General features: G+C 64.0%; 15 protein-coding genes. 1 reads left to right on the plus strand and 14 read right to left on the minus strand.

The genetic code is table 11. The annotated features are described in order from the left end of the window. Positions 1-50: 50 nt before the first annotated feature. The 9 genes from ACN0V4_RS17525 to ACN0V4_RS17565 form a co-directional block, all read right to left on the minus strand. Entirely contained in the window at positions 51-1067 is a 1017-nt protein-coding gene (locus ACN0V4_RS17525) for an ABC transporter ATP-binding protein (RefSeq protein WP_417678483.1), read from the minus strand. Continuing rightward, on the minus strand, positions 1060-1836 hold the full coding sequence (locus tag ACN0V4_RS17530) for a DeoR/GlpR family DNA-binding transcription regulator (protein ID WP_417678485.1): 777 nt from the start codon (positions 1834-1836) through the stop codon (positions 1060-1062). The genes ACN0V4_RS17525 and ACN0V4_RS17530 overlap by 8 nt, the downstream gene beginning before the upstream one ends. A 243-nt stretch (positions 1837-2079) precedes the next feature. Then, the gene (locus ACN0V4_RS17535; RefSeq protein ID WP_417678487.1) at positions 2080-6729 is read right to left on the minus strand and encodes a tandem-95 repeat protein; all 4650 of its coding nucleotides are present in this window, start codon (positions 6727-6729) and stop codon (positions 2080-2082) included. 291 nt (positions 6730-7020) lie between these two features. Beyond that, positions 7021-7224, minus strand: coding sequence for a hypothetical protein (locus ACN0V4_RS17540; protein WP_417678489.1), 204 nt, complete (start codon positions 7222-7224; stop codon positions 7021-7023). 129 nt (positions 7225-7353) lie between these two features. Beyond that, on the minus strand, positions 7354-8862 hold the full coding sequence (locus ACN0V4_RS17545; RefSeq protein ID WP_417678491.1) for a tripartite tricarboxylate transporter permease: 1509 nt from the start codon (positions 8860-8862) through the stop codon (positions 7354-7356). 13 nt (positions 8863-8875) lie between these two features. Next, a complete protein-coding gene (locus tag ACN0V4_RS17550) occupies positions 8876-9319 on the minus strand; it encodes a tripartite tricarboxylate transporter TctB family protein (RefSeq protein WP_417678493.1) in 444 nt (147 codons plus the stop codon). A 3-nt stretch (positions 9320-9322) separates the two neighbouring features. Continuing rightward, positions 9323-10303 (minus strand): Bug family tripartite tricarboxylate transporter substrate binding protein, encoded by a 981-nt coding sequence (locus tag ACN0V4_RS17555; protein ID WP_417678495.1) that lies wholly within the window; start codon positions 10301-10303, stop codon positions 9323-9325. Between the two features lie 555 nt (positions 10304-10858). Next, complete coding sequence (locus tag ACN0V4_RS17560) at positions 10859-11746, minus strand: alpha/beta fold hydrolase (protein ID WP_417678497.1); 888 nt, start codon at positions 11744-11746, stop codon at positions 10859-10861. Between the two features lie 100 nt (positions 11747-11846). Continuing rightward, entirely contained in the window at positions 11847-12302 is a 456-nt protein-coding gene (locus ACN0V4_RS17565) for a hypothetical protein (RefSeq protein WP_417678499.1), read from the minus strand. A gap of 158 nt (positions 12303-12460) precedes the next feature. Between ACN0V4_RS17565 and ACN0V4_RS17570 the strand changes: the two genes are divergently transcribed. Then, positions 12461-12709: a DUF2256 domain-containing protein gene (locus ACN0V4_RS17570; protein ID WP_417678683.1), complete on the plus strand. Its 249-nt coding sequence runs from the start codon at positions 12461-12463 to the stop codon at positions 12707-12709. Positions 12710-13055: 346 nt separating this feature from the next. Here the strand turns inward: ACN0V4_RS17570 and ACN0V4_RS17575 are convergent, their stop codons facing one another. Genes ACN0V4_RS17575 through ACN0V4_RS17595 form a run of 5 tightly spaced genes read right to left on the minus strand, consistent with a single transcriptional unit; the run spans position 13056 to position 17705 of the window. Continuing rightward, a complete protein-coding gene (locus tag ACN0V4_RS17575) occupies positions 13056-13997 on the minus strand; it encodes a fumarylacetoacetate hydrolase family protein (RefSeq protein WP_417678501.1) in 942 nt (313 codons plus the stop codon). A gap of 15 nt (positions 13998-14012) precedes the next feature. Then, a complete protein-coding gene (locus ACN0V4_RS17580) occupies positions 14013-14780 on the minus strand; it encodes a cyclase family protein (RefSeq protein WP_417678503.1) in 768 nt (255 codons plus the stop codon). A gap of 14 nt (positions 14781-14794) precedes the next feature. Next, positions 14795-16111, minus strand: a complete 1317-nt coding sequence (locus ACN0V4_RS17585; protein WP_417678505.1) for a TRAP transporter large permease — start codon at positions 16109-16111, stop codon at positions 14795-14797. Further along, positions 16108-16644, minus strand: a complete 537-nt coding sequence (locus ACN0V4_RS17590) for a TRAP transporter small permease subunit (RefSeq protein ID WP_417678507.1) — start codon at positions 16642-16644, stop codon at positions 16108-16110. The genes ACN0V4_RS17585 and ACN0V4_RS17590 overlap by 4 nt, the downstream gene beginning before the upstream one ends. Next, positions 16641-17705 carry a C4-dicarboxylate TRAP transporter substrate-binding protein gene (locus tag ACN0V4_RS17595; RefSeq protein WP_417678509.1) on the minus strand — a complete coding sequence of 355 codons (1065 nt, stop codon included), beginning with the start codon at positions 17703-17705 and terminating at the stop codon, positions 16641-16643. The genes ACN0V4_RS17590 and ACN0V4_RS17595 overlap by 4 nt, the downstream gene beginning before the upstream one ends. Between the last annotated feature and the right edge of the window lie 94 nt (positions 17706-17799).

Here is a 17799-nt window from a genome sequence, read left to right on the forward strand (position 1 = left end):
TCTCGACTATTGCAGGGCCTGATTGGCCGATCGGGCGCCCTGCAATTCTGCTATGGGTGCTCTTCGCCGCCGGACGCGGCGAAGAGCACCCGATGTTCCTGTGGAAGGCGCAGACCCATGGCCACCCCTTCCGTCAATCTGTGGCGGCCGGGAAGGATCAGACCCAAGCCGCGTGCCTGGGGATGGCTCAGCACCACATGCGTTTCGGACCCGAGGAATTCGCAGGTCTCGACTCGCGCGATCAGGTCCGCCTCGGGCTCTGGGGCGGAGCCGATGCTCTGGAGCCGGATCCCCACCTGGCTTCCGGCCTCAAGGCCCACAGCTTCGCCCGCGATCAGGGCCATCGGCGGGTCGCCGATGAACTCGGCCACAAAAGGCGTTGCGGGGCGGTCGTAAAGCTGCTCGGGCGGGCCGGCCTGCTGCACCGCACCGGCCTTCAGCAGCACGACTTTGTCCGACAGGCTCATCGCTTCTGACTGGTCGTGGGTCACGTAGATCACGGTCAGTCCAAGCCGTTTCTGCAGCGCCTTGATGTCCCGGCGGACCGAGTTGCGCAATTTGGCATCGAGGTTCGACAACGGCTCGTCCATCAGACACAGCGGATGGCCCGCGACCACCGCCCGCGCGAGGGCCACGCGTTGTCTTTGCCCGCCCGACAGGGCGCGCGGTTTGCGGTCCTCGAGCCCGTCGAGCCCTGTCATCGTCACCGCCTCGGCCAGCCGTCGTTTCTGTTCATCCGAGGGGACACGGCGGACCTTCATGCCGAACAGGATGTTCTCGCGGACGGTCAGATGCGGGAAGAGCGCATAGCTCTGAAACACCATGGACAGGCCGCGTTCCGAGGGCGTCGCCTGCGTGACGTCGCGCCCGTCAATGAAGACCTGGCCGCTCTGTGGTGTGTCCAGCCCCGCCAGCAGGCGCAGAAGCGTGGACTTGCCGCAGCCCGAAGGCCCCAGGATCGAAACGAATTCGCCGCGCTCCACCGAAAGGGAAATGCCGCAAACCCCGCCCCGGGCATCCCACTGCCGCCAGATGTCACGCACTTCGACAAAGGGCATCTCAGGCATCGGTTTCCTCCATGGCCAGGATCAGCTGACCTGGATAGCTTGCCAGAAGCGGCTCGAAGGATGGGGCCGGGCGCCCGTCGATCACCGCGATGTCCGCCTCGTTGAACGTCCCGCCGACAGCCACCGTCCGCCGGCCGAACTTGGTGCGATCAGCCACCAGGATTGAACGCCTGGCGTTGATCCGCATCTGCTCGCGCATCTGCACCTCGGCGACATTGAAATCGAGGAGGCTGCCATCAATGTCGATGCCGCCCACGCCGTAGATCGCGAAATCGGCCCGATAGTTCGAGAAGATATCAACTGCCGCGCGACCGAGGATGTCGCGATCGGGAAGCCGCAGTTCGCCGCCCGGCAGAATAATGCGGTTCGACTGATTTTCGGAAAGCGCAAGGGCGGCGTTCAGATTGTTGGTGATGATCGTCAATGACTGTTTTTGGGCCAGTGCAGCGGCGACGATGGCCGGCGTGGTTCCGATTGAAATGAAGATTGTGGTTCCGTCCGGGATCAGCTCGGCAACACGTTGGGCGATCGCGGTTTTCTCGTCGAAATTGAGAACCGCCCGCGCCTGGTAGGGAAGATTGACATGTTCTTCCAGGTAGACGGCGCCGCCACGCAGACGCCTCAGTTTTGATTCTTCACATAGTTGATTGATATCTCGTCGAATGGTGTGCGTGGATACACCGAGATCCTCAGCCAGGCCTTCAACCATGACCTGGCCGTTGCGCCGTGCGGCCTCCATGATGTGTTGCTTGCGATCCATTTTGCTCATTCTAACGTGGGTCTTTCTCATATGAACATGTTATCATGTCAGTATTGCTACATCTGCAGGTATTTCCTCAGAAAAAAGCGGGGTAGCTGTCGGATATTCTTTCATTCGAGCAACGCTCGGGCAGCTTCTCAGCTCCCGGACGAGCACCGGCCTTAGGCGCGTTGGCGGTGCCGGGTTCCCGTAGTGCCGAAACAGGCAAGGCCGCCTGGCGGCGGCCTTGCTCATCTTGCCAAATGGGGCGGATCAGGCCAGCACGATGTCTGTCCAGAGCAGATCGTCGTGATTGACATGGCTCAGAGTGATGCTGCCCCTCGCGCCAAGGTCGATCAGCAGGCCGCCATCCGTTTCGATCGCAGCATCCATCACGGCCCCGATCGAGTCGAACCCGCTGAGCTCCAGCGTATCCACTCCGACCTCGAAATCGGTGATCATGTCCTGACCTGACTGGCCTGCAAAGACGAAGACGTCAGCCCCGCCGCCGCCCGTGAGGATGTCGTCACCACGCCCGCCGATCAGTGTGTCGCGGCCGGCGCCGCCGGTCAGCAGGTCATCCCCCTGGCCGCCGAAGAGGGTGTCTGCGCCCTTGCCCCCTTTGAGGAGATCGGATCCCAGGCCGCCGATCAGAACATCCTTGCCGTTTCCGCCCAAAAGGACGTCATCTCCCGCGGCGCCCCGCAGCATGTCATCGCCGCCAAGCCCTTTGAGCAGGTCATTGCCAGCGCGACCGCTCAGCACGTCGTCACCGGCGTCTGCGACAAGGTGGTCGCGCCCGCTGGTTCCGGTCATCCGCATGTTCTCGACCCAGTTCTGGATCGAAGAGCGCACGACCCCGTTGACCTGGTCCCCGTCCTCGTCGGCAAAAGCTATGGTCGCATCGACGTTGATCTGGTCAATTGGTTTGCCCGAGCTCGCATCGACATGGTCGATCGGACCCAGCAGGGTGGTCACCGCGCCATCCTGTCCATCGATCTCGACACGCAGGACATCCTGACGGCCATCCTCCGCCGCGACATAGGCAACGACCGCGCCATCCTCGAGCGCGAAGGTCACCGGCGCGCCCCCGGAGGTCAGGGTTTCGACCACCTGCGGGCCATCCGCGACGTTGATGTCGACGACGCCTGTGCCCATGGCAAGCGTCAGCTCGCCGGTGAAGGTCGAGGAACCGAAGCCGTCATCGCCGAAATCCACGTCGAAGGCTGTGCTGACGGACACGCCCAGGGCCGCTTCGCTGACAAGGTTGCTGCGCAGCGCTTGCGAAAGCTCCGGGGTGTCGTTCAGCCCGTTGACCGTCACGTCGATGATCCGCTCGACCGTCTCGGTCCCATCCGAAACCGCGATGGCAAAGCTGTCCTCGCCGTTGAAGCCGGCATCCGGCGTGTAGGTCCAGTTGCCCGATGCGTCGATGGCCACATGTCCGTTGGCCGCGCCCTTGCCCTCGGCAATGGCATAACTCAGCGTATCGCCGTCGACGTCCGAGGCGACAATCTGACCCTCGATCGCCATGCCTTCGTCGGTGGTCTGCGGCGCGACGGCCTCGATGACCGGTGCGTCGTTGACTGCCGTGATATCCAGGGTTGCCGAGGCCGCGACGCTCTCCACGCCATCGGTCACGGTGAAGCTGAAGGTCACTTCGGTGTCGTCGTCGGTCTCCGGCGTGAAGGCCCAGGTGCCATCGCCATTGTCCTTGAGGGACCCCGACGACGCGGATAGTTCCGTGATGGACAGATCATCGCCGTCGATGTCGGATGCACGGGCCAGAAGTTGGTCTGTCGTCAGCGTTACCGAGCTGTCTTCGGTCACCACCCCGAGATCGACATCACCGTCGATGACCGGCGCGCTGTTCTCACCCGATGCGTTGCCGACCTTGACGAAGTGCACATCGTCCAGCGCGGCGCCCGCGCCCCAGCTGTCGGCCTCTCCCTTGTCGATGAACTCAAGCCGGTTGGAGCCGTCGCCGGACCCGCCGACCACTTTGATCGTGTGGGTTTCCCATTCGGGATTGACGCCGGTGGTGTTCTGCGGCGCGAGACCGTCAAAGATCACCTCGCCGTTCCACATCACGATCACGCCGTCATCATCGTGCCGCACATCCGAGTCCGAGAGCGAGAAGCTCACCTCGTAGATCGCCCCGGCCTCGACGCCGGCGATGTCCTGACCGATCCGGTCCACGAGCGAGCCGGTGACCGAGTGGTCCATGTCGATCCAGATATCGCCATCCTTGGCCACGACACCGCCGTAGTTGTCCAGGTGTTGCTCGATCCGGTTGTTGTTGACGTTGGTCCAGCCGACAATCTGGCCGTCCTGGTTGCGATAGCCCCAGTCGGATCCGCCGTTGTAGTTGCCGGATTCACTGAGATCCTCGAAACTGCCGTTCACGATCAGATCAGTGCCGAGCGCGACAGATGCATCGGCCGTCTTGACGAAGTGCACATCGTCCAGCGCGGCGCCCGCGCCCCAGCTGTCGGTCGCGCCCTTGTCGATGAACTCAAGCCGGTTGGAGCCGTCACCGGACCCTCCGACCACCTGGATCGTGTGGGTTTCCCATTCGGGATTGACGCCGGTCGTGTTCTGCGGCGCGAGGCCGTCGAAGATCACCTCGCCGTTCCACATCACGATCACGCCGTCGTCGTCATGAGCGATATCCGAGTCCGAGAGCGAGAAGCTCACCTCGTAGGTCGCCCCGGCCTCGACGCCGGCGATGTCCTGACCGATCCGGTCCACGAGCGAGCCGGTGACCGAGTGGTCCATGTCGATCCAGATATCGCCATCCTTGGCTACGACGCCACCGTAGTTGTCCAGGTGCTGCTCGATCCGGTTGTTGTTGACGTTGGTCCAGCCAGCGATCTGGCCGTCCTGGTTGCGATAGCCCCAGTCGGAACCGCCGTTGTAATTGCCGGATTCACTGAGATCCTCGAAACTGCCGTTCACGATCAGATCAGTGCCGAGCGCGATGTTCGACACCACGTTCAGGTTCACGGCCGACTCGATGATGCCGCCGTGTCCGTCATTGACCAGATAGGTGAACCGATCAGCGCCCAGATAATCCGCGTCGGCCGTGTATTCATAGCTTCCATCGGAATTGAGTGCGAGCGTGCCGTGGCTCGGGCCATCGGCCAGGATGAACGCCAGAGTGTCGCCGTTGCTGTCGGTGGCCTCGATCTGGCCCGCGAACGGGATGCTCAGGCTGACCGATTGCTCTGCCTCGGGAGACACCGGCGCGATATTGCCTTCGGTATCGACCGCAGGATCGGCAACTTTCACGAACTTCAGCGCTTCGAATGAGGCCCCGAAGGTCTCGCCGTAGCCCTCGAAGATCAGTTCATTGGCGCCATCCCCGGCGCCGCCGGTGACGAGGAAGGCCAGGCTGTCGCCATCCCCGGACGGGACGCCCTCATAGACGATCTCGCCGCCCCAGAGAACGCGCACGCCATCGGTGCCCGTCGACAGGTCAGCGATCTGAAAGGCTAGGCGATAGGTGCCGCCGTCTTCGACGCCCTCGATCGGGTAGGTGAGGATACCCTCTTCGAAGCCGCTTTCGGCGACCAGGTCTGTGCCGATCTCGTAATGCGTGGCAATCGCCAGATCCGGAGCGCTGGCCAGAAGGCCCTGCAGGTCCGGCAGGGCGGCCGCTACCTCGGCATCCGTGCCCGCAGTGGCGAGCAGCGCCAGCTCCGCTCCGGTAAGTTGGCTGCCATCCGCGAGCGTGATGGTCGCCGGCTGGTGCATCTCGTCCAGCCCGTCGAGCAGCACCAGCGCGTCGTCGCCGACGCGGATGATCAGGTTGCCGTCCGCGCTGATGACGCTGATGTCATCCGGCCCGGCAGCGGTGAACAGGATCGTGCTTGTGCTGTCGAGCGAAACCAGATCTATGCCGGCATCCTTGCCGAAAATGACCTCGTCGCCGGTTGCGACGATGACGTCGTTGCCCATGCTACCGTCCAGCGTGTCGGAGCCTGCGCCGCCGTCGAGGAAATCGGCGCCGCCTCCGCCAACCAGCGCGTCGTCACCGGCGCCGCCGAACAGAAGGTCGTCGCCTTCGTCGCCATAGAGCACGTCATCATAGCCGCCGCCGCGGACGATATCGTTGCCGGACATCGCGTAAACGACATCCTTGCCGCCCACGGTATTGATTTCATTGTCGCCATCGTCGCCGTAGGTGACGGTCGCGTTGTTGAGCAGCTTCTCGAGTGCCGGGCGGGAGTGCTGCGTCTGATCGTTGATGATGCCATCGACGCCCAGTTCGAGCGCGTTGCGGATGTCGGCCTCGGTCCCGACCACGGTCCAGCCGTTGACTTTCAGGCCGGCGTCATGCGCCAGATCGACCAATTCCTTGGTAAGCGATGTCATCTGCGGCGCGATGCCGTCCAGCTGCCCCATCGAGCCGTTCGGGTCGGACGCATCGGCGACCGTCGTCTCATTGACGCTTCCCAGCCAGACCAGCGGGAAATCGACATCGTACACATTGTCCATCAGGTCGCGCAGAACAGTGTGGTCCGTCGCGAAGGTCTGGAAGACGATATGTTGCGGATCGGCGAAATCCGCCGCCACAAGCTTCGAGAGCAGGGCGTCATAGGTCGCATAGCCCGAGCTCTTGGTTTCCACGAGGATGCCAAGCTGACGGCCGGTCTCGGCCTCCATCTGCTTGGTCAGGTCAATGAGCGCCTCCAGCGTAATGATGCCGGGGACCTCTTGGCGGATCTCCTCGAGCGTCATGTTCTCGATGCCTTTGGGGAGGTCGTCGTGATGGGTGACGAGTTCGCCATCCTTGGTCAGGCGGAAATCGGTTTCGGCATAATCGGCACCGTATTTGAACGCCCACATGTAGGAATCGTGCTGGTTGTCCGTATAGGGATCCGTGCCGCGATGGGCATAAAGCTTCGGCGTGTCGGTCATGGTATTTCTCCGGGAAATCGTGATCTTTCGCCGCCGCGTCAGTGTGGCAACGTAAGCGCTTCAAGCTGAGCGATGGGTGGTGATCTGTCTCGTTCGAAGGTTGCTCAAATGAGCATTAAGATTCTCGTTTTATGTTTCTTCTGCAGGAATATGCTCCTGATTGGTGGCATATTCTTCGTGCATGACAGGAGTGAGACAAAGAGAGAGAAAAATATGCTCATTCGAGCTTTTTGCTTGTCGGGGTCACATCGGCCAAGCTGGTGCAATTTCGCGGACGGCCTGCGGGCATGATCAGGCGACTTTTGTTGTGATGCGGAAAATTGGGTCGATCTCCTCTTTGTCGATTGGCGAGAAGACCTTGATCATTATGTAGCGGCTGGCTGCCTGCCATTCGTCATTCTGCTCGAACGGCGCGGTGCCGATGAGGCGCAGGATGGAGGGCTCGTTGGGGAGGATGTCGCCAACGTCGGCGCGGCGCTTCGCCTCAGGGCGCATCCCTGTCCTTCGCTGCGTAAGGCACGAATGGCAGGGATGCTCAGAAGCAGAACCGTGCATCTGCGGCAATGGTGACAGCGATGCGCCGGTAGCGCACAGTGGCGCGTCTGCACATGCTTGGAACGAATGTCAGGGCAAAGTCTCAACCGCACTGCGTGATCGACGCCGGATCACCTGCACCAGCGACATCATGATCAATCCCCCGGCCGCGACCATGAAAGCCGCGGCGAGCGGGCGCTGCAGGAAGATCATCGGATCGCCGCGGGCGATCAGCAGGGCGCGGCGCAGATTGGTCTCGATAAGTGGGCCCAGAACAAAGCCCAGCAGCAACAGTGCGGGATTGAACCGTGCGAGCGAGAGTGCGTAGCCGATGACGCCGATCAGGGCGACGGCAAACATGTCGAAGCTCGACCCGCGCACCGAATAGACGCCAAGGCAGACGAAGATCAGGATTGCTGGATAGAGCCAGCGGAACGGGATGCGCAGCATCGACACCCAGATACCGATCAGCGGCAGGTTCAGGATCAGAAGCAGCAAGTTGCCGATCCCGAAACTCGCGATCAGCCCCCAGAACATGTCGGGGCGTGCCTCCAGCATCAGCGGGCCGGGCTGTACGCCATGAATGACCAGCGCGCCCAGCATCAGCGCCATGATCGGATCGCCCGGAATGCCAAGCGCGAGCGTCGGCACGAAGGCGCTGATCGCAGCGGCATTGTTGGCCGCCTCGGGCCCCGCGATCCCCTCGATCGCGCCGGTGCCGAACCGCTCGGGATGACGCGAGATCCGACGCTCTGCGGCATAGGCGAGGAAGGACGAAATGGTCGAGCCGGTGCCGGGTAGCGCACCGAAGAAGCTGCCAAGGCTGGCGCCGCGCAGAGCGGGGAAGGGGATCCGGCGTAGCTCGCTCCGGCTGGGCAGAAGCTCGCGCAGCGCGACGCGGGGCGGCACGCCGGTGCGCTCGGCGACATGGATGTTGGCGATCACCTCGGCCACGCCGAACAGGCCCATCGCCAGTGCCACGAGGTTGACGCCGTCCATCAGCTCGGTCTGGCCGAAGGTGAACCGTTGCACCCCGGAATTCACATCGGTGCCGACACAGCCGAGGATCAGCCCCAGCACCACCATTGCCAGCCCCTTGGCCGGGTATTGCGCGCCTATCGTCGAGGCCGCGACGAGGCCGAGGATCATCATCGCGGCATATTCGGCGGCGCCGAAGGCGATCGCCGCCCGCGCCAGCGCGCCCGACAGCACGATCAGCACGAAGATCCCGATCATCGAACCGGAAAAGCTCGAGATCATCGACGTGAACAGCGCCACACCCGCGCGACCCTGTTGCGCCAGGGGGTAGCCGTCGAGCGTGGTCACGGCCGATTGCGGCGTGCCGGGCAGGCGCAGCAGGATCGAGGCCACCGCGCCACCATATTGCGAGCCGTAATAGACACCGGCCAGCATCACCAGTGCCGCCTCGGGCGACAGATAATAGGTGATCGGCAACAGCAGCGAGATTGTCGCCATCGCACCGATGCCGGGCAGCACCCCGACAAAGGTGCCCAGCAGCACGCCGAACATGCAATAGATCAGCACGTCAGGTTGTGCCGCGAGGCTCAACCCGTGCAGGAACCCGTCCCAACCGCTCATAGTCGAACGCCTCTCATCGTCCCGGCCAGAGCGGGACGGTCATTTTCAATCCGAAGGAGAACACCGTGACCGACAGGGCGGTGACGACCACTGCAAGTACGATCCGCCAGCCGATCCGTCGGTCGGGGGCCGCGAGCGTTGCGATCAGCACGCTGGCCAATGTCACCAGCACCAGTCCGACGCGGTCCAACCCGGCGGCGAAGACGAGGATCGCGGCCAGCACCGCGAGGCACTCCTTCCACGCGATTCGGATCACCTCGCTTCGTCGCGCGAGCGCGGGCAGCGCGATCATCACCCCCAGAGCCGCCAGAACGCCGCCAAGGAGCGCCGGAAAGAACCCGGGCCCCATCCGGCGCAGCGAGCCGGTCTCGTAATGATCCACCGCGTAGAGGGTGACGAAGAGGCCGATGGCGGCCAGAAGGACGCCACCCGCCAGATCAGGAATGTCGCGCTTCATCGGTTAATTTTTCGCGTCGATCCGGTCGAGCACGGTACCCCAGACCTCGGTGTCCTCAGTGATGCGCTGCTTCAGAGCCTCGGGCGAGCCGCCCGCCGCCTGCCAGCCCATGCCCAGCAGCCGGTTTTGCACCGTCTCGTCCGCAAGGATCGCGTTGATGTCAGTGTTGAGCGTGTCGATGATCGCCGGATCGGTACCGGCGGGGGCGATAAAGGCGTTCCACAGTTCGGCCCGGAAGTCATCGGGCAGCCCCGCCTGACCCGCCATGACCGGCACGCCGGGGGCCTGCGCGAAGGGTTTCTCCGAGGTGATGCCGAGGATCTTAAGCTTGCCGACCTCGACATATTGCATCGCAGCCGAAGGCGCCATGAAGCCGCAATCGATCTCGTGGCCGATGATCGCTGTCGTGACCTCGGCATAGGAGGTGAAGGGGACGTGCAGCATCTCGACGCCGGCGCGGTCGGAGAACAGCTCCGCCGTCAGGTGCGCGCCCGAGCCCTTGCCGACCGACCCATAGGCGAGCGCCTCGGGCTCCTTGCCGGCGGCGGTCACGAAGCCCGCGAGATCGTCGGCGGGGAAATCGGCGGCGACGACAAGCACCAGCGGCGATGTCGCGATCAGTGCGACCGGCGCGATATCCTTGGCGACGTCATAGCCGAGGTTCGGCGTCAGGCGCGGCGCGGTCGTCAGCGGGCCGTTGATCGTGGTGGCGAAGGTGTTCTTTTGATCCTGCGCATTGAGCATCTGCTGAATGCCGATCACGCCGCCGGCGCCGGGCTTGTTCTCGATCACGATGGGTTGGCCCAGCTTGTCGGCCAGCGGCTCGGTCACGATCCGCGCCAGAAGGTCGGGCGAAGAGCCCGCGGGGAAGCCCACGAACACATGTTGGGGCTGGCTCGGCCAGTTGGCACCCTGGGCCAGAGCAGGCTTGCAAAGCGAAATGGCGGCAGCGCCCAAAAGGGCCGCGCGGCGTGAAATGATCATGGTTAAGCCTCCCGGAGACATATTCGGCATAAATTTGAGCAATCGCGCGGAAGATTGCTGAAAGCGCGCGCCTTGGCAAGGCGTTGCCGGGAATCAGGTTGCCGGGGCGCTGGGGCGCGGACCGGGCGTCTGATAGCTCGCTGGCCCGCCTGCGCTCAGGCAGGCAGGGCGAATTGCGGCAGCACCCACAGGCAGTTCCGGGGCCGCCGCGCCGACCTGCAGGGCGCACCCATGGGTCCGGCTGAGGATCGGCCCGCACCTTGCTGAAGAGCCAAGGCCCCAAGCGCCCGGCCAGATCGGCAGCGCGCTTCCCTCATCCGACCAGGGCTTAACGTGCTGCCTCTGTCCGGTTCTGACATTGCGGTCACTTTCTGTCTTGGATGGACGGGCTGTCCCCAATCTCGCGCGATGTGATGATCCTGCGTCGAATATAGTGCCGGGACCAATCGTAAAACCCGCCCCTTCACGGGCCGCCAAAAGGTGAGAACACCGCCCCTGGCGCGCCGTGGAAATGCGTCAGGGGCTGAAGCCAACAGCCGCTTGGAGGTGACGCGATCATCGTCCTGAATGCCGGTCGAGGAAGTCCAGAATGGCCTGGGCCATCTGCTGCGCGACAGGGGCGTCGAGGTGGAAGTGGTGGTCGCCGGCAAGCTCCAGGGTTTCGTACCTCTGGACCAGCTCTGCGCCGAGCCGGGCCAGAGCTGCGGTTTCGGGCCGGGTCCGCAGCACCCCATCCTTGGCCCAGATGTTCAGAACCGGGCATTGGATCGACCGCAGCACGGCCTCCACATCCGCTCGGGTCAGCTTGACCGCAGAGCTTGCGAACAGCCTTGGGTCGCCGCGCATGCGAACCCCGTCCTCTGCCGTCTCCAGCGCGCGGTCCGCCAGCGCCTCGGAGGTCTGCCGCGAATTGCCCTGTTCGCAGCGGCGACGAATGTAGTCTTCCCTGGTCGCGAATGTCCTGGCCGGGCGGGCCTGTTGCTTGCGGGTCTGGTCGATGAAGGCGCGCAGGGTGCTGACGAAATCGTCTTCGGTCGGTTTCGGCACCAGCGAGTCGAGCGACACCAGCGCCCGCACCCTTTCGGGCTGGGCGGCGGCAAAGAGGGCGGCGATATTGGCGCCACGGGAATGAGCGACCAGCACGCAGTCCTGCCATCCGAGCTGATCCAGCAGTCCGGCGATCTGCGGCAAGTCGTCCCAGATATTATAGGTCGCGTGGGCCGCCCGGTGGGCGCTCAGCCCCTGACCGCTGAGGTCGAGCGCGACAACCCGGCAGCCGGTCAGCCTGGGGCCCAATTCCTGAAAGCTGGCGGCATGGTCCATCCAGCCGTGCAGCGCCAGCACCGGCAGCCCGTCTTCCGGCCCCCAGGCCAGACCCTTGAGGCGCAGGCCATCCACATCCCATTCGCAGTCCCGCGCCGCCGCCATGCTCTCCACCTTCATTCATACACCTTGAAGCTTTCCGTCCCTGATTGGGTCATAGCCCATGTTGCCCGGCGATTTGAACCGCTTGTCATTCGGCAGGGGGCGCGCCTGTTGGCGGCTATCGTTCGGGCAGGCGCTCGCGGACGAGTACCAAGGCCTGGCCGCCTGGCCTGTCGCACCTCAAGGCCGAGGCTGGGGCCATGGGCGGGACGGGATGCCCCACCAAAGTCTTGTCAAACGTGTGACCAAGATCGCGGACATGAACGGACTCAAGGGGCGGTTCGAGGGGTTCGCCTCGGCGGTGATGGCCGATTTCGGGGTCTATTCGGCGCTCGACAAGGGGCTGATCGACATCGTGGATCGCGGCGACATCAAGGCCAATTATGAGGAAGGCCTGCAGGACGTGGCCAAGTTCCTGATCCTGCCCGGCGTTCACCAGCCGACCACGGCGACCTCCTGTGTCGCCAACACGCGGACCTATCAGGCGCTGGACGATCAGCCGAAGGCGGCCCTTGCCGTTGCCGCGATCGAGATTGCGCGCAAGCGCCCTGAGGCGATCGTCGTGGCGCTGCATTCCGGCACGGTCGAGACCGGGCTGAGCGCGCCTTATGCCGGCCGGCACCCGACGATTTCGCCGCAGCAGTCAACCCAAGCGCTGCTTTCGGTTATCGACCGCCTGACGCCGGCCGATACCGGCAGCTTCTGGGATTGGAACAGCCAGCAGGTCGAGTGGTGCAGGCGCGGCGCAGATCGGACTTGCCCGTCAAGATCCGCGCGGTCTGCGGGCGTCCGTTCACCTGGCGGCGCAGATGGGCGCGCGACTGGGATCCGCTGCGCTATTGCTCTCGCGGGGGGGGCGGCGGCGGCGCGATGGGCAAATTGTTCCGCCGCGGGTGTGTGGCTCACGTGCCTCGGGGCCAGGACATGCGCGGAAAGCGGGCTCAGCCCTCGGCCTGGTGGGCCGTGAACTGTAAGCCTTGAGTGACGGCTGTTCAGCTTTTCCTCGCCGCGCGGAGAATTACCAGGGCATGAGATCGTCGATGCGGGGTGGGCCCATGGCTATAGCGGTGAGAGCTTCGCCTGGAGGGATGCCGATGATCCGCTCGTCCGTGCATCTCGCGCGTTTCATTGTCCGTCGACAAGGTGGGGCGGTCTCTGATCGTCGGTAAATGAATGCACCCGCATCAGTCGGGTGTCCAAGGGGGCTGTCGCCTGTGATCTGGCGCCGGGCCGAGCCTTGCTGGCGACCTGCCTCGACCTCAAGTCGCGGGTCTCATTCGCCGAACGAACGAGACCCGTATTCCAATCGGTCACTTGAAAGCGAGGCTCAGTTCCGCCGCACCACGGTGTTGCGCAGGGTGCCGATGCCTTCGACCGTCAGCTCCACCACATCGCCGTCGGCCAAGAACTCGAAGCGTTCCAGCCCGCAACCATCATTCACCGTGCCGCCGCCGATGATTTCACCCGGGTGCAGCGTTTCGGCATTGGAGATGAAGGCGATCATCTCTTCAAATCCATGCAGCATCTCGCCGAGGCGACTGTCGGTCACCACCCGTCCATTGATCCGGGCCTCGCACTGCAGCGCGCGATAATCGGCTATCTCATCGCGGGTGACGATCCAGGGACCAAAGACATTGCCGGCATCGAAGCTCTTGCCCTTGGCCGGGCCAAGCAGGCCCTGCATCTCGCGCAGCTGCGCATCGCGGGCGGAGAAGTCGTTGAAGATGGTGAAGCCGAAGATGTGATCCATAGCCTCATCGCGGGCAATGTCGCGACCGCGCTTGCCAATGACCACGGCAACCTCCAGTTCGTAATCCATGTAATCGGAATAGGCGGGCCAGACGATCCGGTCTTCGTGCCCGGCGACGCTGAAACGGTTGGTGATGTAAAAGATCGGCTGCGCCTTGTAGATGTCTGGCACGCTGCCCTCGGCGGGGCCGGGATCGGCTTCGCCCGCAAGGACCGCGGCCATGCGACGGAAACCGATCGGTGCATGCATGATGTGACGTGGCGCAGTGGAGGCATCGCGGATCTGCGGCGGGCAGGGCAGGGGAGCAAGCAGCCGCACGTCCGAGAGTGGCACCTGCACGGCCGCTGCTGACAGGGCACTGCGGGCGGCGTCGAGCCCCGCGTCCCCAGCCTCGATCAGAGTTTGCATCGATTGAAGTTCGGGCAGACCCGTGGAGGAGAGGCAGACAAGGGTTGTGGCATCCTCGGCAAGGGCACCGAGACGCGGGCCGTTGCCACCGTCGAAAGTCGCGAGTTTCATGGAAGGTTCCTTCAGTTATCGAATGATGGCGACAGGGCGACACCAGCCGGCAGAGGCGCCCTTGATCTTGACCGGGAAGCATTGCACCTCGAAGCCGGTTGCGGGCAGCGTCTCGAGGTTGGCAAGCTTCTCGATGTGGCAATAGGCCCGGTCCATCCCGGCCCGGTGGCCTTCCCAGATCAGCGAGGCATCGCCGGTCTCAGCGACTTTCTTTGCCGTGTGGACGAAGGGAGCGTCCCAGCTCCAGGCATCGGTGCCGCAGACCCGCATTCCGCGCTCGGTCATCCAGTTTGTGGCGGCCCGCCCGATGCCGCAGCCGCTGGGGACATATTCTGGCGTCCCATAGCGCGCCCCGGCGGCGGTATTCACCAGCACGATGTCGCCCGGTTGCAGGTCGTGGCCGATGCGGTCGAACTCGGCGGCGACCTCCTCCGGGGTGACCACATGCCCATCGGGCAGAGCGCGGAAGTCGAGCTTCACGCCACGTCCGAGGCACCATTCGAGCGGCACCTCGTCGATCGTGATCGCCCGCTGCCCGCCATCCATGGTGGAATGATAATGGTAAGGCGCATCCAGATGGGTGCCGTTGTGGGTCGAGAGCGTGATCTGCTCCACCGCCCAACCCTCGCCTCCGGGCAGGTCGTCGCGCGAGACACCGGGAAAGAAGGCGAGGATCTGCTCGGCGGTGTCCTGATGCGCGAAATAGGTGATCTTTGGACCAAGCCCCGGAGGGTCGGCGTAATCGGTGTTTTCCAGCGGTCGGGACAGGTCGATGAGACGCATGTCAAACTCCTTTGTTAACGGCCGAGAAGGCCGGTTGAAATTTGCGGAACTAAGATCAGAGCCAGCAGCGTCAGGGCCATCAGGAGGGCAAAGGGCGCGGCGCCGCGAAAGACTTCGCCCAAGGTGATCCCGGTGTCCTTGAGCGTGCTGTGCACGACAAAGACCGAAAGGCCGAGGGGCGGGGTCAAGAGGCCGACTTCGACCGCGAGCACGGTAATCAGGCCGAAGTGGACGATGTCGATACCCATCTGCTGGATGACCGGATAGGCAAGCGGCACCGTCACCAGCATGATCGAGGAGCTGTCGAGCACGGTGCCGAGCAGCACCAGAAGTCCCGCGAAAAGCAGGAGAAATCCGGTCGGCCCAATACCGGAGGCGATGGCCGCCTCGGTGATGGAGGCCGGCAGGCCGGAGAAGGCCAGCATCCGGCTGTAGATCGAGGCGCCGATGATCAGGAAACAGACCGCCGCCGTCACATGGCCGGTCTGTACCGCAATTCGCCAGGCGGCGCGCGCGCCGATGCGGCGCATCAGGGTGCCGATCATGAGGGCGGCGGCGGCGCCGACAGCGCCAGCCTCGGTCGGCGTGAAATAGCCAAGGTAGATGCCCGACAAGACCAGCGCGGCCAGGCCCAGAACGGGCAGGATGCGCCAGGTCGCGGTTTGCTCGTTCACCTCGGTTTCCTCGGGCGCCGAGACGCGCTCGAAGAGCTGCGGGCGCAGGGCGCCGAGGCCGCTCAGATAGAGGATATAGGCCAGCGTGAGCAGGAGACCCGGCCCGACGCCGCCGACGAACAGATCGCCGATCGAGGAATCCGTGAGGATCGCGAAGAGGATCAACAGCAGTGACGGCGGGATCAGCATCCCCAGCACCGAGGAGCCGGCGACCACGCCCACCGCGATGCTGCGGTCGGTTCCGGCGCGGATCATCTCTGGCACCGCGACTTTGGAGAAGACCGCCGCCGAGGCGATGGAGATGCCGGTGATTGCCGCGAAGACGGCGTTTGACAGCACGGTCGCCACTCCGAGGCCGCCGCGCCAGCGCTTGAGCCCGCGCGAGATCACCGCGAATGTGTCCCGGCCCATGCCGCTTTCGGAGACGGCGAGGCCCATCAGCACGAAGAGGGGCACCACCCCGAAGGTATATTCGGCAATGCTGTCTGTGGCGGCGAGTGCCACGAAGTTCATCGCGAGCTTCAGCTTGCCCGTGATTGCCCAGACCCCGAAGAGCGAGACGCCGGCCAGAGCGATGGCAACGTGCAGACCCGCGTAGATGGCAAAGGTGATCGCGCCGAGCGACAGGTATCCGACAAGGATGGGATCCATGGTCATCCGTCCTTCTTTGCGTTGAGGGTGTCGAGGGCGGTCAGCAGGAACGAGGCCGCCAGCAGCACGGAGCCGAGCACGATCAGCAAGAGGAAGGGCCAGACAGGCAGCGTGAAATGCCCCTGCACCCCTTCCATCTCGCCGCGCGCATAGGCGCGCATCGCCTTGGGCCAGACCGCCCAGGCCAGGGTCAGGGCAAAGCCCGCGCCGCAGAGCTGTGCCAGCAGGTCGAGGGTCATCCCCGCCCGGGGCCAGCGACGCCGGAGCCAGGACAGGATCCCGTCCGAGCGGATCATTTCACCCTTGCGATGGGTATGGGCCACTTGCAGGAAGACGATGCCGACGATGGAGTATTTCACCATTTCCGGCACGCCCGCGATCGGATGGCCCATCGCCTCGCGGCCGAGGATGTCGGCGACGATCAGCACCATCAGCCCGAGGATCCAGAGGGTGGCCACGACATTGGCCGCCCCCATCACCCCGTCGGTGATCCGCTCGAGGCGCCCGCGCGCTCCAGTGGCGGTCGTCTCCAGTGTCATTTCGCCGACCAGTCTCGCGGCAGGCTGACGCCCGCGTCCTTCAGATGGGTGATATAGGTGGTCAGCACCTCGGTTCCCGGCAGGCCTTTGGCATCGAGATCGACCGCCCAGTCCATCGCGATATTGGGCAGGGCAGCGGCCCATTTCACACGTTCGGCCTCGGGCAGTTCGGTGATCGTGGCGCCACCGTCCTCCATCGCCTTGAACGCGCCGGCAACGCGGTTGTCGAGGCTCTTGCGGTAGTCGACGGCAAAGACGCCGGCTGCGTCCCGCAGGGCCGTTTGCACCACCGGATCGAGATCGTCGAACCAGCTTTTCTTGGCGACGATGCCGCCTGCAAACTGGGCGCCGAAATGGACACGGGTCACATAGGGCGCAACTTCTTGCAGCTTGGCTGCCGCGGCGGCGGTCGGAAAGACGATCACACCCTCGGCCACGCCGGTCTGGATGTCATTGTAATAGGTGGTCAGATTCCCCGCGACCCCGACTGCGCCGGTGTCCTTCAGCCAGTTCACTGCCGGCCCCGGCGCGTTGATCTTGCGGCCTTGCAGATCTTCGACACGGCTTACCGGGAAGGTGGTCATCAGGAGATAATCCTCCAGCCCGAAGCCGCCGCCGAGGTATTCGAGGTCCAGATCCTCCCAGAGCTTGCGCATCGCGGGAATCTCCTCGTGCATCTGATCGACAGTGGAGAGCACGAGATCGACGTCGGGCGAGCCGAAGGGGGTCACATAGGTGACATTCTGCAGGCTGAGGAGCGAGGGTTCAAACAGGGTCGACACGATGCCAACCTGCGCGAGCCCGTCCTCCATGGCCTCCATTTCGCCGCCGACCTTGGCGAGCGTGCCGCCATAGGCTTCGGTCCAGTCGATGGAAAAATCGCTGCCCTCAAGGGCCGCGTTCACTGCGGGAATATAGGTCTCCGACAGGGTCTTGACCCAGAGAAATACCTGCGGGTGGCCCGCGACGGCGGTCACCTCCAGTTCCTCGGCCCGGAGCGAGGGCGTGCAGAGCATCGCCGCGGCCAGCGTGGCGCTGGCCAACGTCTTGTTGAACTTCATCGGATGTCCTCCCAGTTGCGCCGAAGGGCTAGCTCCGGCATTCTCTCCTCAAAACAAACTATCTGAACGTACGTATAAAAAGTCAATCCTACAC

It is taken from the genome of Pseudodonghicola sp., assembly GCF_048268305.1.
Lineage (GTDB): Bacteria > Pseudomonadota > Alphaproteobacteria > Rhodobacterales > Rhodobacteraceae > Pseudodonghicola.

Bases quoted from the DNA above. Each gene is read 5' to 3' on its own strand.
- ACN0V4_RS17540 (WP_417678489.1), bottom strand. From the start codon at position 7,224: ATGCGCCCTGAGGCGAAGCGCCGCGCCGACGTTGGCGACATCCTCCCC.
- ACN0V4_RS17545 (WP_417678491.1), bottom strand. From the start codon at position 8,862: ATGAGCGGTTGGGACGGGTTCCTGCACGGGTTGAGCCTCGCGGCACAA.
- ACN0V4_RS17525 (WP_417678483.1), bottom strand. From the start codon at position 1,067: ATGCCTGAGATGCCCTTTGTCGAAGTGCGTGACATCTGGCGGCAGTGG.
- ACN0V4_RS17535 (WP_417678487.1), bottom strand. From the start codon at position 6,729: ATGACCGACACGCCGAAGCTTTATGCCCATCGCGGCACGGATCCCTAT.
- ACN0V4_RS17595 (WP_417678509.1), bottom strand. From the start codon at position 17,705: ATGAAGTTCAACAAGACGTTGGCCAGCGCCACGCTGGCCGCGGCGATG.
- ACN0V4_RS17580 (WP_417678503.1), bottom strand. From the start codon at position 14,780: ATGCGTCTCATCGACCTGTCCCGACCGCTGGAAAACACCGATTACGCC.
- ACN0V4_RS17560 (WP_417678497.1), bottom strand. From the start codon at position 11,746: ATGAAGGTGGAGAGCATGGCGGCGGCGCGGGACTGCGAATGGGATGTG.
- ACN0V4_RS17585 (WP_417678505.1), bottom strand. From the start codon at position 16,111: ATGACCATGGATCCCATCCTTGTCGGATACCTGTCGCTCGGCGCGATC.
- ACN0V4_RS17550 (WP_417678493.1), bottom strand. From the start codon at position 9,319: ATGAAGCGCGACATTCCTGATCTGGCGGGTGGCGTCCTTCTGGCCGCC.
- ACN0V4_RS17555 (WP_417678495.1), bottom strand. From the start codon at position 10,303: ATGATCATTTCACGCCGCGCGGCCCTTTTGGGCGCTGCCGCCATTTCG.
- ACN0V4_RS17590 (WP_417678507.1), bottom strand. From the start codon at position 16,644: ATGACACTGGAGACGACCGCCACTGGAGCGCGCGGGCGCCTCGAGCGG.
- ACN0V4_RS17565 (WP_417678499.1), bottom strand. From the start codon at position 12,302: ATGCAGCGCCACGACGATCGCCTCAGGGCGCTTGCGCGCAATCTCGAT.
- ACN0V4_RS17575 (WP_417678501.1), bottom strand. From the start codon at position 13,997: ATGAAACTCGCGACTTTCGACGGTGGCAACGGCCCGCGTCTCGGTGCC.
- ACN0V4_RS17530 (WP_417678485.1), bottom strand. From the start codon at position 1,836: ATGAGCAAAATGGATCGCAAGCAACACATCATGGAGGCCGCACGGCGC.